The sequence below is a fragment of the Pedococcus sp. KACC 23699 genome (assembly GCF_045348425.1).
Taxonomy (GTDB): Bacteria; Actinomycetota; Actinomycetes; order Actinomycetales; family Dermatophilaceae; genus Pedococcus.
Window position 1 is genome coordinate 2125467 of sequence record NZ_CP157483.1, and the last position, 14028, is coordinate 2139494.

General features: G+C 71.6%; 15 protein-coding genes. 8 read left to right on the top strand and 7 right to left on the bottom strand.

Going from position 1 to position 14028, the window contains the following annotated elements; translation table 11 throughout:
- The first annotated feature begins 76 nt into the window (after positions 1-76).
- On the top strand, positions 77-1774 hold the full coding sequence (locus tag ABEG17_RS09985) for an AMP-binding protein (protein ID WP_406833172.1): 1698 nt from the start codon (positions 77-79) through the stop codon (positions 1772-1774).
- On the opposite strand, the gene ABEG17_RS09990 is transcribed toward ABEG17_RS09985, so the two are convergent.
- The 3 genes from ABEG17_RS09990 to ABEG17_RS10000 are packed head-to-tail and all read right to left on the bottom strand — an operon-like array spanning position 1771 to position 3900.
- Positions 1771-2685 (bottom strand): hypothetical protein, encoded by a 915-nt coding sequence (locus ABEG17_RS09990; RefSeq protein WP_406829321.1) that lies wholly within the window; start codon positions 2683-2685, stop codon positions 1771-1773. The genes ABEG17_RS09985 and ABEG17_RS09990 overlap by 4 nt on opposite strands.
- On the bottom strand, positions 2682-3230 hold the full coding sequence (locus ABEG17_RS09995) for an RNA polymerase sigma factor (protein ID WP_406829322.1): 549 nt from the start codon (positions 3228-3230) through the stop codon (positions 2682-2684). The genes ABEG17_RS09990 and ABEG17_RS09995 overlap by 4 nt, the downstream gene beginning before the upstream one ends.
- A gap of 58 nt (positions 3231-3288) precedes the next feature.
- On the bottom strand, positions 3289-3900 hold the full coding sequence (locus tag ABEG17_RS10000) for a hypothetical protein (protein ID WP_406829323.1): 612 nt from the start codon (positions 3898-3900) through the stop codon (positions 3289-3291).
- A 317-nt stretch (positions 3901-4217) separates the two neighbouring features.
- On the opposite strand from ABEG17_RS10000, the gene ABEG17_RS10005 reads away from it, so the two are divergent.
- Genes ABEG17_RS10005 through ABEG17_RS10025 form a run of 5 tightly spaced genes read left to right on the top strand, consistent with a single transcriptional unit; the run spans position 4218 to position 8421 of the window.
- Positions 4218-5456 carry a hypothetical protein gene (locus ABEG17_RS10005; protein WP_406829324.1) on the top strand — a complete coding sequence of 413 codons (1239 nt, stop codon included), beginning with the start codon at positions 4218-4220 and terminating at the stop codon, positions 5454-5456.
- A complete protein-coding gene (locus tag ABEG17_RS10010) occupies positions 5456-5908 on the top strand; it encodes a hypothetical protein (protein WP_406829325.1) in 453 nt (150 codons plus the stop codon). The genes ABEG17_RS10005 and ABEG17_RS10010 overlap by 1 nt, the downstream gene beginning before the upstream one ends.
- Positions 5909-5931: 23 nt before the next feature.
- The gene (locus ABEG17_RS10015) at positions 5932-6678 is read left to right on the top strand and encodes a hypothetical protein (protein ID WP_406829326.1); all 747 of its coding nucleotides are present in this window, start codon (positions 5932-5934) and stop codon (positions 6676-6678) included.
- Complete coding sequence (locus ABEG17_RS10020) at positions 6675-7688, top strand: hypothetical protein (protein ID WP_406829327.1); 1014 nt, start codon at positions 6675-6677, stop codon at positions 7686-7688. Before ABEG17_RS10015 ends, ABEG17_RS10020 begins: the two co-directional genes overlap by 4 nt.
- A gap of 13 nt (positions 7689-7701) precedes the next feature.
- Positions 7702-8421: a hypothetical protein gene (locus ABEG17_RS10025; RefSeq protein WP_406829328.1), complete on the top strand. Its 720-nt coding sequence runs from the start codon at positions 7702-7704 to the stop codon at positions 8419-8421.
- Here ABEG17_RS10025 and ABEG17_RS10030 read toward each other — a convergent pair.
- Together ABEG17_RS10030 and ABEG17_RS10035 are read right to left on the bottom strand one after the other, a co-directional pair.
- Complete coding sequence (locus ABEG17_RS10030; RefSeq protein ID WP_406829329.1) at positions 8369-9502, bottom strand: NAD-dependent epimerase/dehydratase family protein; 1134 nt, start codon at positions 9500-9502, stop codon at positions 8369-8371. The genes ABEG17_RS10025 and ABEG17_RS10030 overlap by 53 nt on opposite strands.
- Entirely contained in the window at positions 9499-11505 is a 2007-nt protein-coding gene (locus ABEG17_RS10035; protein WP_406829330.1) for a hypothetical protein, read from the bottom strand. Before ABEG17_RS10035 ends, ABEG17_RS10030 begins: the two co-directional genes overlap by 4 nt.
- Before the next feature lie 58 nt (positions 11506-11563).
- Here ABEG17_RS10035 and ABEG17_RS10040 point away from each other — a divergent pair, with 58 nt between their 5' ends.
- Both ABEG17_RS10040 and ABEG17_RS10045 read left to right on the top strand, forming a co-directional pair.
- Positions 11564-11812: a DUF2630 family protein gene (locus ABEG17_RS10040; protein ID WP_406829331.1), complete on the top strand. Its 249-nt coding sequence runs from the start codon at positions 11564-11566 to the stop codon at positions 11810-11812.
- A gap of 96 nt (positions 11813-11908) precedes the next feature.
- The gene (locus ABEG17_RS10045) at positions 11909-12052 is read left to right on the top strand and encodes a hypothetical protein (protein WP_406829332.1); all 144 of its coding nucleotides are present in this window, start codon (positions 11909-11911) and stop codon (positions 12050-12052) included.
- 84 nt (positions 12053-12136) lie between these two features.
- Here the strand turns inward: ABEG17_RS10045 and ABEG17_RS10050 are convergent, their stop codons facing one another.
- Positions 12137-12790: an MBL fold metallo-hydrolase gene (locus ABEG17_RS10050; RefSeq protein ID WP_406833173.1), complete on the bottom strand. Its 654-nt coding sequence runs from the start codon at positions 12788-12790 to the stop codon at positions 12137-12139.
- A 20-nt stretch (positions 12791-12810) separates the two neighbouring features.
- Positions 12811-13896, bottom strand: coding sequence for an S-(hydroxymethyl)mycothiol dehydrogenase (locus tag ABEG17_RS10055; RefSeq protein ID WP_406829333.1), 1086 nt, complete (start codon positions 13894-13896; stop codon positions 12811-12813).
- Positions 13897-14028 lie beyond the last annotated feature (132 nt).

Below are 14028 nucleotides of genomic sequence, written 5' to 3' on the forward strand. Positions count from 1 at the left end.
TGGTGACGTCGAGATCCTGCGTGATTTCGTGCGCCACGCGTGGTCACGACGTCAGGACGGTCGTAAGGTCGGCGCCATGGACAAGCAGGGCACCGCGGCATACCGATCGGCCCGTGACCAGCTCGTGGGCCTCTCCGGCCAGCACGAGCGCGCCCTGGAGGAGTTTCGCTGGCCCGACGTGGGGGAGAGGTTCAACTGGGCGGTGGACTGGTTCGACGCGGTCGCGCGTGGCAACGGCCAGCTCGCGCTGTGGATCGTGGAGGAGGACGGCTCCGAGCAGCGGGTGACCTACGACCAGATGGCGTCTCGCTCCGACCAGGTGGCGGCGTGGCTCTCGGACCTCGGGGTCGTCAAGGGTGACCGGGTCCTGCTCATGCTGGGCAACCAGATCGAGCTGTGGGAGACGATGCTCGCCGTCGCCAAGCTCGGTGCCGTCATCATGCCGACCACCGCGGCCCTGGGGCCGGCCGACCTGCGTGACCGCGTGGACCGTGGCGACGCCCGGGTCGTGGTGGCCAACCTGGCCGACACCGCGAAGTTCGAGGAGGTCCCCGGCGACTACCTGCGCATCGGTGTGGGTGGTGGTGACGGGTGGCACGACTACGCGGATTCGTATGCAGCGCAGGGACATCCCTTCGAGGGCGTCACCGCCGCGACGGACCCGTTGCTCGTCTACTTCACGTCCGGGACGACGAGCAGGCCCAAGCTCGTCGAGCACACCCAGGTCTCCTACCCCGTGGGGCACCTGTCGACGATGTACTGGATCGGCGGACGACCTGGTGACGTCCACCTCGCCATCAGCTCGCCCGGCTGGGCCAAGCACGCGTGGTCGTGCTTCTTCGCGCCGTGGATCGCCGAGGCGACGATCTTCGTCTTCAACTACTCGCGGTTCGACGCCGCGACCCTGCTCCAGCAGATCCGCCGGGCCGAGGTGACGACGTTCTGTGCACCACCGACCGTGTGGCGCATGCTGATCCAGGCCGACCTCGCGGGCGGCAGCGGCGCCTTGCGTGAGCTGCTCGCCGCCGGGGAGCCGCTGAACCCCGAGGTCATCAGCCAGGTCCAGAAGGCCTGGGGTCTGACCATCCGGGACGGCTACGGCCAGACCGAGACAACGCTGCAGATCGGCAACATCGCCGGGGAACCGCTCAAGCCAGGATCCATGGGCATGCCGATGCCCGGCGTGCCGGTGGCCCTGGTCGACCCCCTCACCGGGGAGCAGGGCGACGAGGGCGAGATCGTCCTCGACCTGTCAAAGCACCCGGTCAACCTCATGACCGGCTACCTCGGCGACGCCGAGCGGCAGGCCGAGGCCATGGCGGACGGCTGGTACCACACCGGTGACGTCGCCTCCCGTGACGCGGACGGCTACATCACCTACATCGGCCGCACTGACGACGTGTTCAAGGCAAGCGACTACAAGATCTCCCCGTTCGAGCTCGAGAGCGTGCTCATCGAGCACCCGGCCGTGGCCGAGGCTGCAGTGGTGCCCGCGCCGGACGCGACGCGCCTCGCCGTGCCCAAGGCCTATGTCGTGCTCGCCGCGGGGTGGGAGCCCGACGCGGAGACGGCGAAGGCGATCCTCGCCCATGCGCGTGAGCACCTGGCGCCCTACCTCCGCGTGCGCCGGATCGAGTTCTTCGAGCTGCCCAAGACGATCTCCGGCAAGATCCGCCGGGTGGAGCTGCGTGAGCGCGAACAGCGTGCGTTCGACGGCGGCCGGTCGCTGTCCGAGGAGTTCCGGGACGACCAGTTCCCCGAGCTGAGGCGCTAGCCGGCAGGGGTTGCCTGGGGGGTGGAGTCGTGGGGCCCGGAGTCCGAGTCCCCTTCGCCACCGGAGCCGCCGCGGGAGGAGTCGTCGGATCCGTCATCGGACCCGCCACCCGAGCCAGTGCTCGTCGCCTCGTCCTCGTGGTCGTCGTCCCCGGTGGTCGGGCCCGTGGTGCTCTTACCATCGTCCCCCGAGGTGGAGGGCGCCGAATCGTCATCGCGCGAAGTCACGGTCGCGTGCGCCGGAGTCTGGCCGTCGTCGCGCCCGTCCCTGGGCTCGGTCGACGCGGTGTCGTCGCCTTCGTCGGACCCGTGCGAGGCGCTCGTCGAGCGCATCGCACGGGCCCCGTGGAGCGACGGCGACTGGTCGCTGCCGCCGGCACGGGAGTTCTTGGTGAGCCCCTCCCCGGACGACGCGGTGGAGAGGGCCGGCACGACCGGCGGCAGCTGGGTCGGCGTCGTGCCGGCCGGGTGTGGGGTGCTCGGCACCATGACGGCCGGTGGCAGTGTGTGCCGGGCAGGGAGCCGTTCCCCATGGAGGGTGCCGATGGCCGCCGCCGCAGTCGCAGTCAGGAGCAGGATGCCGGCGACAGCCGTCGTGCCCGTGGCGACGTGTCGCGCGTGGCCCTGACGTCGTCGGCCGACCTCGTCGCCTCCCGAACCACCTGAGGCGCCGGAACTGTCGGAAACACCGGAGGCACCCGTGCTGCCGGCCAGCAGAGCCGCGAGCTCCCCGGTCGGCGTGGGAGCCGGGAGCGTCGAGAGTGTGCGAAGGGTGTCCAGGGCAGAGTCGAGCGCAGCGTCGCCCGAGGCCTGGGCGCCACCGAGGACGTCATCGGCGCTCGCGTCGAGGGCGCCGTCCGCGGGCAGGGGTGTGGGGTCCATGTCGTCAGGTGTCATCGTCGGTCCGCTCATGGGGTTACGCCTCGTTCGTGTGCGGTGGATCGCAAGGACAGCAGGGCTCGGCGCTGGAGCTGCTTCACCGAGCCCACTGATCGACCCAGCGCGGTGGCGGTCTCCTCGAGGCTGAGCCCTGCCACGACCCTGAGCAGGACCACGTCGCGCTGCCCCTCGTTGAGGGCGTCGACCAGGGCGAGGGCCTGCGTGGCGTCCAGAGCTCGGACCGCGACGACCTCGGCCGAGTCGCTGGTGCGGCGGTCGGTGTCCGGTTCGTAGGGCACTGTCGCGGGATGGCGTTGGCGAGCCCGCAACTCGTCGACGACGCGGGCGTGCGCCAGCGAGAACGTGAAGGTGCGAAGTCCGGCGGCACCACCGGTCAGGTCCGAGAGGCGCTGGAAGAGGACCAGGAAGACGTCCTGGGTGAGGCCTTCTGGATCGGTCGAGCCGTGCGAACGCAGGTACCCCGAAACCCGGGGCGCCAGCGCCTCATAGATCGAGCGCAGCGCCCCGGTTTCGCCAGCCATCGCAGCAGCGACGAGCTCGTCGGTGACCGAGTGCACGAGTTCAGGTTGTCAGGGCACGGTGCGCCGCGAACGGATCTGCATCGCGGGTGGCGTGTCAGTTGTCGCCGTGGTCGCCGCCGTCGCCGCTGTCGCCGTTGTGGTCGCCACCATCGCCGTGGTCGCCACCGTCGTCGCTGTGGTCGTCGCCCTGGTCGCCCCCCTCGTCGTCGTGCGCGGTCGTCGTGGGGCTCGACGTCGGGGGCGGGGTGTGGGTCGCCTCGTCGCCCTGGTCGTCGTCGCCCTGGTCGTCACCCTGGTCGTCGCCGGCCTCGGTGTGCGTCGCGGAGGCGGTGGGCGAGTGGTGGCTGTGGGTGGGTTCGGGCGCCGGGGAGGTCTCGGTCGGCTCGGAGGTCTGCGACTCGCTGGGCTCGGAGGTCGTGCTCTCGGTCGGCTCGGAGGTCTGCGACTCGCTGGGCTCGGAGGTCGTGCTCTCGGTCGGCTCGGAGGTCTGCGACTCGCTGGGCTCGGAGGTCGTGCTCTCGGTCGGCTCGCTGGTCTCGGTCGGTTCCGGGGCGTCGCCGGCCGAGGGGGTCGCAGAGACAGCCGGCCGTGCCTGCGAGACCGGGTTGGTCGCGGCCTGGGCGGCGCCGAAACCGACCGCGCCGAGTACGGCAGCGGCGGCACCGGCTCCGAGGACCTTGCGGCGGAGGGGCAGTGTGCGGGCCATGGAGAATCCTTGCTGTGGGGGGATGGTTTCCACGCTGGTGATCGACCCGAGGCGTCGTGGGTTACGCATTTTGACGTAGTTGACCAAGTCTTTACTCAGGGGGCCCGACGCCTTCACGCTGCACATCGCACACCGGTCCAGTCGCATGCCGCCTACCGGCACAAAGCGTAGCGAGCCGGACTCCGAATTCGCTTGCAGGTGAATGGGATTGACCACGATCGGTTGTTGACGGCCCTATCGGTGCCGTGGAGGCGCCGCTACCGTGAGACGTGGCGGTCCGTCGGGCTGCCGGTGTGGTGCAGCAGGCCGGGGATCGCATGCGGACATACCCATACGCGTTTCATGTCGCCCTCGACGGCAACGGGCTCAACGGGCTCGAGGGCAGGGCCGGCGTCTGCCTGTTCCACTACGACCCCGTCACCGGCGACCACGCCTACAAGGTCACGTACTTCGCCGGTGCCTCCGGCGGACACGCCCCGAGCGTGGACCCGACCCGGCGGATCGGATTCCTGGGCAACACCGGCCAGCACCTGCTGTTCTACGACCTCGCGACGCTCGAGGAGGCCGACCGGGTCTCCACGCTGAGGTTCGAGGTGCCGGACACGACGATCAAGGGGAGCACCCACCTCGTCTGGCTCGACGACACGCAGTTCGTCACCTCGATCGGCGAGCACCTGTGGAAGTTCGACGTCAACCGGCTCACCAAGGCCGAGCAAGTGGCTCCGCACGGGCTCAAGATCCCGCACGCCATGAAGCGCACGGCGTCGGGCCGCTACATCGTCTACGGCGGCATGGACCACCCGACGCGCGGCGAGGCCAGGGAGGTCGGGATCCTCGACACGGTCACCGGGGACGTGCGGCGGATCGAGCTGCCGACGACCTGCTGGCACGTGGTGTGCCACCCGGTCCTCGACGTGTTCTACGCGATCTCCTTCAGGGTCAACCCTGCCGACCGTTCCGACTGGGAGCACTGGGGCATGGCCTGGCTTCGCCAGTACGCCTTCGAGATCGATGCCGAGGAGGGCCGCGTCGTGCGTCACTGGGCCGCCGACCGCGACCTCCCGGCACACATCAACTCCGACGTGACGATCTCCGACTCCGAGCTCATCTTCTGCACCGGCGGTAGCCATACGGTGGTGTTCGTCGACCTGCTGACCCTGAGCCAGCACCGCCTCATCGACGAGCATCCGGGAGCCCTCGAGAGCTTGGCCCTGACCAGGCAGTCAGCCGCGTCGATGGCCGAGTCCTTCATGCGGGGCAACGTGTTCGGCAACGCCCAGCTCTACGCCGAGTCCCTCAGGGTCAGCCGTGGCGCACTGGTGGACGGCATCTACGCCTGCCAGCTCTCGGCCGACCAGACCCTGCTCTTCACCGCCAACCGCGGGCAGAACCACATCACCGTCTACGACTACCCGTCGCTCGAGGTGCGCGACCGCATCGTCATGCCCGAGCTGCAGGAGTTCGACACCGGCCTCGCGCCGTGGGGCGACCCGCGGCTCGGGTTCCACCACTCCTACCTCGTCAGCCCCGAACCAGCCCGTGAGGAAGTCTCCTGATGGCCGATTTCAGCGTCGACAGCACCGTCTTCGGCGGCAACACGTTCCTCGCCGACGTCACCTCGAACCTCTCCGGGCTCGACGACATGAAGTTCACCGTCGCCGGGGGGACGACGAACACCAACAACGGTGAGAACACCCTCCACACCGACGCCACCGTCACCCTTCAGCCGGTGACGACGACGTCGACCGTCACGGCCGGCGTCGACTCGACCCTGAAGTCCGACTCCTCGGTCGACACGCGCTCGAGCCTGGACCTCAAACCGGTCGCTGTCGACACCTGCGTCCGGCTCGAGCTTGGCCCACCACCGGCGACCGAGGTGTGCATGCCCTACGACCAGCAGTGGAGCTGGTCCGTGCTCGGCGTGGACCTCTTCGCGATCACGGTGCGAGGCAGCACCACCGCCCACATCCGGCCCGAGCACCACGGGCCCGTCGTCATCGACCTCTGACCACCTCGAGGAGGGACCAGGCCGTGCCCACGACCCGTCGCAGGACGACCGCCGCCACGAAGGCATCGGCGACGAAGCCGCCGGCCACCAAAGTGGAGGGGAGGCAGGCGGCCCGGAAGCAGACGGCCGGGAAGCAGGCGACGGCCGCTGAACCCTCCAGGGGGATCGTGCTGACCGGGCCGCCCTCACTGCTGCGGGCCACCGTGTCGGTGGAGAACGCGGTCGACCAGCGGCTCGCGATCCGGGGGCTCGCGGTGCACCGTCAGGGGCAAGCGGTGGTCGCTGGGTCTGCCGCCGCTGTCGTCGCTCCCGGAGCCACGGCGCAGGTCCCGGTGTCGGTCCGGCTCGACCCCAGCACGCCCCCAGGCGACCACGTCGCCGAGCTCGAGGTGGCTGGGCTGCGTCGAGAGGTGGTCCTGCGCGTCGAGCCCGACCTTGCGCTGCGGGTGAGTCCGCGGCGGGTGCTGGCCACCGAGGGGGAGCAGGTCCTCACCCTCACGGTCAGCAACGAGGGCAACGTCGCCATACCCCTCGCGGCCGTGCTGCGGGCGCGCACCGACGACGGTGGTCCCGATCCCGGCCCGGACGTCGTCCTCACCGTGACCGACCCGCCCGTGGTCGAGCCCGGCACCACGGCGCGGGTCGCGGCCACGCTGCTCGTCCCGCCGGACCTCGACCCGACCCGACGACACACCGCGCGGCTGCCCATCGGCACCGCCGACCTCGACGTCATCATCCTTCCCCGCACAGCATCGGAGCGACCGTCATGAGCAGCACCGCACCCGAGTACCTCACCACCCTGCGCGACGGCGTCACCCAAGCCGCCCAGCAGTGGATGGACCAGTCGACCACCGCGTGGGACCAGTGGGCGCGTGCCTGGGCGCCCGCCGACGGTATGACGTCCTGGCTCACCCCGGGCGCGGCACGGCCCCCGGGACCGGGCGGTCAGCGTCAGGGGGCTGGGCCCCGGCATGACCACGGGCACGGGCACGGGCTCGGGCTCGGGCACTTCCACGAGCACGGTCCGAGGGGGCAGCGCCGGGCCGGATGCGGCTGCGGCCACACGGGATCCACATGCGGGTGTGGGTGCGGGGAGAAGGGACCTGGCTGTGGGTGCGCCGAGTGCCGGTCGGGCTGCGGCGAGCACCCGTCGACCTGCGGCTGCGGCGAGTGCCAGTCGAGCTGCGGGTGCGGCGACCCCTGTCGGTGCTGCGTCCCGGATGCCGACGTCATCGTCCACGCGCGCGTCGGTGAGGTGCGGGTGGTGCCGTTCCACCTGCGCAACCCGTGGCGGCGTGAGCGGCCCGTCTCCCTCGAGGTCGGGCCGTGGCACGGCTGCGACGGTGACGGGCTGACGATCCGGGCGGCCCTCGAGGAGGACTCGATCGTGCTCGCCCCCTGCGAGGACAGGGTGGTGCGCCTGCTCGTAGGGGTGCGACCGACCAGCACCGATGCCCCCGATGGCGGCAAGACCGACAAGCCCGACCCCAACCAGCCGGTCCCCAACCAGCCCGACCCTGGCACCAAGGACGCTGGCGCCGAGGACTCCGGACCGACCGGCGGGGGTACCCCTGCCGAGGCGCCCACGTCGCGGGAGGCGATGCTCGGCGTCCTCCGCGGTGATGGCCGAGGACTGTCGATCGGCGATGTCGACGGGTGTGCCACCGCGTACGCCGACGTGCGGTTCGAGGGCTGTGCCCGACCGCAACGAGTCGCCCTGTTCGTCCTGCCCGCGGAGTGCGACGCGGTCGACGTGGGCTGCGACTGCGGCTGCTGCTAGGAGACGAGGACCCATGAGCGAGAGCAACGGCGCGGCCGACGAGACCCTGGCGCGCATCACCGAGCTGGCCCGGGCTGCCCTGCAGGCGCAGTCGTCCCTGGCCCGTCAGTCCCTCGACCTCGGTCGGGCCACCCTGGCCGGCGACGTGGACCGGACCGCGACGGGTCGGGCCTACGTCGACGCCCTGACGCGCGAGAGCGTCCGCTACTGGCGGGAGGTGGGCACCCTCGGGCTCGACTACGCGGGCGAGCTGCTCGCGCTCGGCAGCCGGGCCGCCGGTCGGGTGATCAGCGAGTCGACGACCGCAGGGGCTGCGTCCCGCGGCGTACGGACCTCCCAGCCGGGCCGGCGCTCCGCCCCGCCCCCGCCCGAGCCCCCACCAGCGCCGGTCGTGGACCGCGATGGCGCCAGGCCCGTCATCCCGGTGCTGCTGCGGGCTGCCGTGGGGCAGGTGGCCCAGGCATCCGTGACGGTCGTGAACCGGCACTCCCGTCAACGCCGCGTCGAGCTGACCGCGAGTGAGCTGCGTGACGCGACCGGCACGGTGGTGGCACTCGAGCTCCGCGTCGACCCCGACCACGTCACGATCGACGCGGGAACGGAGCACCAGGTCACGGTGGAGGCCGACCTCGACCCCGACCTGGTCCGTCCGGGGCAGCGCTACACCGGCACCGTCGAGGTCACCGGCGGCGACGAGGCCACGCTGGGGGTGACGGTCGAGGTCGCGGACTGACGGCGGCCGGGTCGGTCAGCGGCGCAGGGACGAGCTCCCGCGCGCCACGGACCTCTGAGCACAGTCGCAGCCCTTCCCGGGCCCACCTCGGCAGGTCGGGGCTGACCGCCAGCCAGGCCAGCGAGGCGGCGACCGCTGCGCGAGCCGGCCGCGCGGCATACCCGAGCTCGTTGGCCCTGGCGCTGGAGTACCAGTAGAAGCGGCCCACGGTCGTGGCCTCGTCGCGCGTGGACAGGGGCGTGGCGCCGCTCAGCGAGGCCCACCACTCGCTGGCCGCAGCGACCGCGAAGGCGTTGGCCGCCGCGAGCTCGCCGAAGGGTCCGGGGAGGCCGGCGAGGTCGGAGACGAGGGTGTGCAGCATCCGCCAGGTGACGTCCTCGCCCCCCAGCAGGTAGCGCTCGCCGGGTGTTCCGCCCTCGAGCAGGGCGACGTGCCCGGCCCCCACGTCGCGCGCATCGACGACGTTGCACCCGCCGGGGAAGGTGCTGCGGGTCGGGTCGAGCAGGTAGCGCAGGACGATGGCGTTGCTCGGCGCGAGCCGCGCGAAGGGGCCGCCGAGGACCACCGTGGGCAGGGCCAGCACGACCGGTATGCCGTGGACCTCGGACGCCTCGAGGGCGGCCTCCTCCTGGGCGACCTTGCTGGCGTAGTAGGCGGGCGCGGGCTCGTCGCCCAGGACGTCCCGCTCGGTGCGGGACCGGGCCGCCGTGCTGGATCCGCGCGTCACGGAGGACGAGGTGACCACCGCTCGCTGGACCCCGGCGGCGGCAGCAGCCCGCAGGACGGACCGTGTCCCGTCGCCGTTGACCCGGCTGACCTCGTCGGCGCGGGCCGCACCGAAGGCGTAGACCGCGGCGCAGTGCACGAGTCCTTCGCATCCCGCGAAGGACTCGGCCAGGGCCCGGTGGTCGGTCAGGTCGGCGCTGCGGCGCTCAACCTGGAGCCCGCCGATCACCAACGGCGAGCGGGGGTCTGCCGAGCCCGGGCGCACCACCGCGACGACGTCGTGCCCGGCCGAGCGCGCTGCCTCGACGACCCGGCCGCCGACCAGCCCGGTGGCCCCCGTCACGGCGATCCTCATCGGACCCCCGGCACGTGGCGGAACCCGTGCAGGTCCACCGTGGTCGCGGATGCCCCGTCGCCGGTACCACGATCGCGTGCAGCGCCACCGCGGGCGGCGAGTCCGGCCGATCCGGCGGCCGTGTCGCCCACCCAGGAACGGGCCGCGCCGAGCAGCAGCTCCAGCGACCTGGTGAGCAGCGGGTCGGTCGGCGAGGGAGCGGGCCGACCGATGCGGAACTCGCGGCCCTCGAAGCACGCCTCCAGGTTGTCGAACGTCGTCGTGAAGAAACGACGGTAGGCCTCCTCCAGCAGCGGACCCCGTACCTCGGGGATGGCGCCGAGGTCGACCCCGGCCCAGCTCCGGGGGAGGGTGAAGAGCTGCCGTCCGCGCACGCGGACCAGGGTCCCCACGTCGCTGCGGGTGAACGTCAACGACCCGTCGTCGAAGACGGCGGAGCCGTTGGGGCTGTGGAGGGTTCGCCACGTGAGGCGGTGCCGTTCGGTGCTGCGCTCGACGAGCTCGACCTTGCAGACGTCGATGGGTTCGCCACCCCAGGCGGCGAGGTAGTTGGGCTGCGGGAGGTAGAGGTTGCGTTCGGCCTGACGGGTGGTGCCGGGGGCCCCGCCCGGCACCGTGACCCGTCTGCCCCCGATGTAGTCGGCCATGAGGCTGATCCCGGCGGCCACGTCGACCCTGGCGATGAAGGCGTCGAAGTCGGCGGCGATCTCGCGGGTGGTCTCGAAGACGGTGGCACCGTCGACGAGCCGCCAGCGCATGGCGTCGTCGCTGCCGTTGTCGCTGTCGTCGGTGGAGGAGATGGCATCGACGAGGTGGTCGAACTCGGAGAAGAACTCGGGCAGACCGTCGTAGGCGAGGTCGTCGAGGGCCTCGGGGTCGAACCCCAGGGGCACCACCCGGCGGCTGACCGCCGACTTGTCGAGGCCGGTCCGCCACGCAAGGAGTCCCTCGGCAGCCGTGGACAAGGCTCCCAGCACACCTGCCAGGGCGAGGGCGCCGGGCCCGTCGGAGGCGCCCTCGACCAAGGGAGTGAGGACTCCCCGCACCACGGTGAGCACCGGATCAATCTCTGCCGCAGCGTCATCCGGTCCGCCGACGGCGGCCACCAGCACGCGTTCCAGCGCGGGTTCGGCAGCCAACCGCACCGCTGCACCCCGGGCTGCCGGGTGGGGCCCCCGCGCGCCGAGCAGGGGCGCAGCCGGCAGGCCCTCGATCGGGTCGGCCGGGGTGAGGTCGCCCCGACGGTCTCGCCTGGCCCGCGCCGCCGCGAAGAGGCGGGAGCTGCCACGGTCCTGCCCGAGGAGCGACGCCACGACGCCGTCGACCCTCAACACGTCGGTGCCCACGACGAGTACGCCGCTGTCGAGCAGATACGGAAGACGTGCACCGTCCGGCCCGACGGCCGGAGCGAGGGCATCGACCACGACGAACGACGGCGGCACCAGGTCGAGCAGGTCGGTCACGACGTCGGCGGCCGCGGCGCCGGCCACCTCCTCACCGGCACGCAGCAGCGTGTCGAGCCCCGCGGCATACCCGTCGATCAGGTCGGTCACCGCCCGCCCGAGCAGCACGCGCGTCCCGGCACCCGCCCACGCCGTCGAGAGCGGGATCCCGTGCAGGACACTGGTTTCCGGAGCGATCGTGCGGTCACCCTCCAGGGAGAGGTCCACCACGTCGTACTGGCGACCGCGGGAGGTGCGCCCGCCCAGCCCCGCGAGCCGGGCCAGGTCGTCGACGGTGCCGTGCCCCCGGTCGCGGTCGCAGGCGCGCAGCTGGAAAGCGATGGCGACACTGACGGCACCACGTTCGACCAGGACGTCGACGAGCTCGTGGACGAGGGCAGCCGCGACCGGTGTGGGCTGGGACAGGCGGCCGAGGACGACCGCCGGGCCCTGCACGGGGGGTGCGACCCGCGTGACAGCGTCGGCCAGGGACGTCAGCCCGTGGCCCGTGACCACGGTGCCGGCCACGGCTTCCCGGTTCGGCACACGCGCTGGCGCCACCTGACCATGAAAGCAGCGCACCCTCGCCAGCGGTAGGGGCCGGTGCCATAGTGGGCGGATGGCCGACGACATCGACATCCAGCACCGAATCAAGGGACTCATCGACGAGGAGCACGGGCTGCGGTCCAGGCTCGGGGACGGCGAGATCAGCGTCGAGGAGGAGAACCAGCGCCTGCGCACCATCGAGGTCGAGCTCGACCAGTGCTGGGACCTGCTGCGGCAGCGTCGCGCCAAGCGGGAGTTCGGTGAGGACCCCGCAGCGGCCGAGGTCCGTGAGCCCAAAGTGGTGGAGAGCTACCGCGGCTGAAGGGCTTGGTTGGCGTGCGGCGTGGCGTGCGCCGCCACCCTCGGGTCGGCGTAGCCTCGAAGCACAGGCTTGGGCCCGAGCAGAGGGGATTCGCCGATGCGCACCACACAGCAGCTCCACCTGCACCACCACACCTCGCGGTGGTGGGTGACCCACACGGCCGGAGCGGTCGCCGGAGCGGTCGTGCTCGTCTACGTCGCGGCCGTCCTGCTCGTCATGGTGGGACTCTTCGTCCTTTAGACCCCGGCCGCGCCCGGTGGCTCCGTGCTTTGCGACCCGGCGACTCCGCGACCCGGCGACTCCGCGACCCGGCGACTCCGCGGCTCAGTGGCCGCGGTCGATCCACTCCTGCAGGTGCGGTGCCTCCGCGCCGATCACGGTCGAGTCCCCGTGGCCGGTGAGCACTACCGTCTCGTCGGGCAGCGTCAGGACCTTGTCGCGGATCGAGTCGATGATCGTGGCGAAGTCGCTGTAGGAGCGCCCAGTCGCACCCGGCCCCCCGTTGAACAGGGTGTCGCCGGTGAACAGGACCCCCAGCGCAGGGGCGTAGAGGCAGCAGGAGCCCGGGGTGTGGCCGGGGGTGTGGATGACGTGCAGGTCCACGTCGCCCACGCTGATGACCTGGCCGTCAGCCAGCTCGTGGTCGGGGGTGACGGGGTAGAGCTCGTCCCAGAGCATCCGGTCCGCGGGGTGCAGGTATGCGGGCGCCCGGGTGCCGTCGCAGACCTCACCCACCGCGTTGATGTGGTCGTTGTGCGCGTGGGTCGAGATGACGCCGACGACCTTGCGCTCGCGCTGGATCGACTTCACGATCGCCCGGCCGTCGTGGGCGGCGTCGATGATGACGCACTCCTTGTCGTCGCCGACGACCCAGACGTTGTTGTCCACGTCCCAGCTGCCGCCGTCGAGCTCGAACTGCCCCGACGTCACCAGCCGCTCCACCCGCACGCCACCTGCGGAGGGGGCGATCGACGGCATACCGGAGTCGGTGGAGTCGCTCACAGGACCACCACCGAACGCAGGACCTCGCCGCGCTCCATCTTGTGGAACGCCCCCTCGATGTCGCCGAGGCCGATGCGCTCGGACACGAAGGCGTCGAGGTCGAAGCGGCCCTGGCGGTACAGGTCGACGAGCATCGGGAAGTCCCGCGAGGGGAGGCAGTCGCCGTACCAGCTGGACTTGAGGGCCCCACCGCGGCCGAAGATCTCGATCATCGGCAGCGTGACCTGCTTGTCGGGGGTCGGGACGCCGACGAGGACCACGGTGCCGGCGAGGTCACGGGCGTAGAACGCCTGCTCGTAGGTCTCCGGGCGGCCGACAGCCTCGACGACGACATCGGCGCCGAAGCCACCGGTGAGCTCACGGACCCGCTCGACGACGTCCTCGTCCTTGCCATTGACGGTATGGGTCGCGCCGAAGGACTTCGCGCCCTCGAGCTTCCGGTCGTCGACGTCCACGGCGATGATCGTCGTCGCGCCCGCGACGGCGGCGCCGGCGATGGCGGCGTTCCCGACCCCGCCGCAGCCGATGACGGCGACCGAGTCTCCGCGACCGACACCGCCGGTGTTGACGGCGGCGCCGAAACCGGCCATCACACCGCAGCCGAGCAGGCCCACCGCTGCGGCGTCCGCCTCGGCGTCGACCTTGGTGCACTGACCGGAGGCCACGAGGGTCTTCTCGATGAAGGCGCCGATGCCGAGCGCGGGCGACAGCTCGGTGCCGTCCTCGAGGGTCATCTTCTGCGTGGCGTTGTGGGTGTTGAAGCAGTACCACGGCTTGCCCTTGGCGCACGCGCGGCACTGGCCGCAGACGGCACGCCAGTTGAGGATGACGAAGTCACCGGGAGCGACGTCGGTGACGCCCTCCCCGACCGCCTCGACGACTCCGGCGGCCTCGTGCCCGAGCAGGAAGGGGAACTCGTCGTTGATGCCACCCTCGCGGTAGTGCAGGTCGGTGTGGCAGACCCCGCACGACTGGATCTGGACGACCGCCTCACCGGGGCCGGGGTCTGGCACGACGATGTCGACGAGCTCGACGTCGGCACCCTTGCTACGGGCGATGACGCCCTTGACGGTCTGTGGCATGGTCCGACCCTATGCGTGGGCCCAGAGCCCTGCCACCGTCGGGTCGAAGCCGCCCGGGCGTCGTCGGGCCGCGCTCGCCCGGGCATCGTCCGATCGGTCCGGACTGTCCCTCAACGGTCCCAAAGGGGGCTT

Coding starts and splice junctions, on each gene's coding strand:
- ABEG17_RS09985 (WP_406833172.1), top strand. CDS start 77: ATGGACAAGCAGGGCACCGCGGCATACCGATCGGCCCGTGACCAGCTC.
- ABEG17_RS09990 (WP_406829321.1), bottom strand. CDS start 2,685: ATGAGCGGACCGACGATGACACCTGACGACATGGACCCCACACCCCTG.
- ABEG17_RS10000 (WP_406829323.1), bottom strand. CDS start 3,900: ATGGCCCGCACACTGCCCCTCCGCCGCAAGGTCCTCGGAGCCGGTGCC.
- ABEG17_RS10005 (WP_406829324.1), top strand. CDS start 4,218: ATGCGGACATACCCATACGCGTTTCATGTCGCCCTCGACGGCAACGGG.
- ABEG17_RS10010 (WP_406829325.1), top strand. CDS start 5,456: ATGGCCGATTTCAGCGTCGACAGCACCGTCTTCGGCGGCAACACGTTC.
- ABEG17_RS10020 (WP_406829327.1), top strand. CDS start 6,675: ATGAGCAGCACCGCACCCGAGTACCTCACCACCCTGCGCGACGGCGTC.
- ABEG17_RS10025 (WP_406829328.1), top strand. CDS start 7,702: ATGAGCGAGAGCAACGGCGCGGCCGACGAGACCCTGGCGCGCATCACC.
- ABEG17_RS10030 (WP_406829329.1), bottom strand. CDS start 9,502: ATGAGGATCGCCGTGACGGGGGCCACCGGGCTGGTCGGCGGCCGGGTC.
- ABEG17_RS10040 (WP_406829331.1), top strand. CDS start 11,564: ATGGCCGACGACATCGACATCCAGCACCGAATCAAGGGACTCATCGAC.
- ABEG17_RS10045 (WP_406829332.1), top strand. CDS start 11,909: ATGCGCACCACACAGCAGCTCCACCTGCACCACCACACCTCGCGGTGG.
- ABEG17_RS10050 (WP_406833173.1), bottom strand. CDS start 12,790: ATGCCGTCGATCGCCCCCTCCGCAGGTGGCGTGCGGGTGGAGCGGCTG.
- ABEG17_RS10055 (WP_406829333.1), bottom strand. CDS start 13,896: ATGCCACAGACCGTCAAGGGCGTCATCGCCCGTAGCAAGGGTGCCGAC.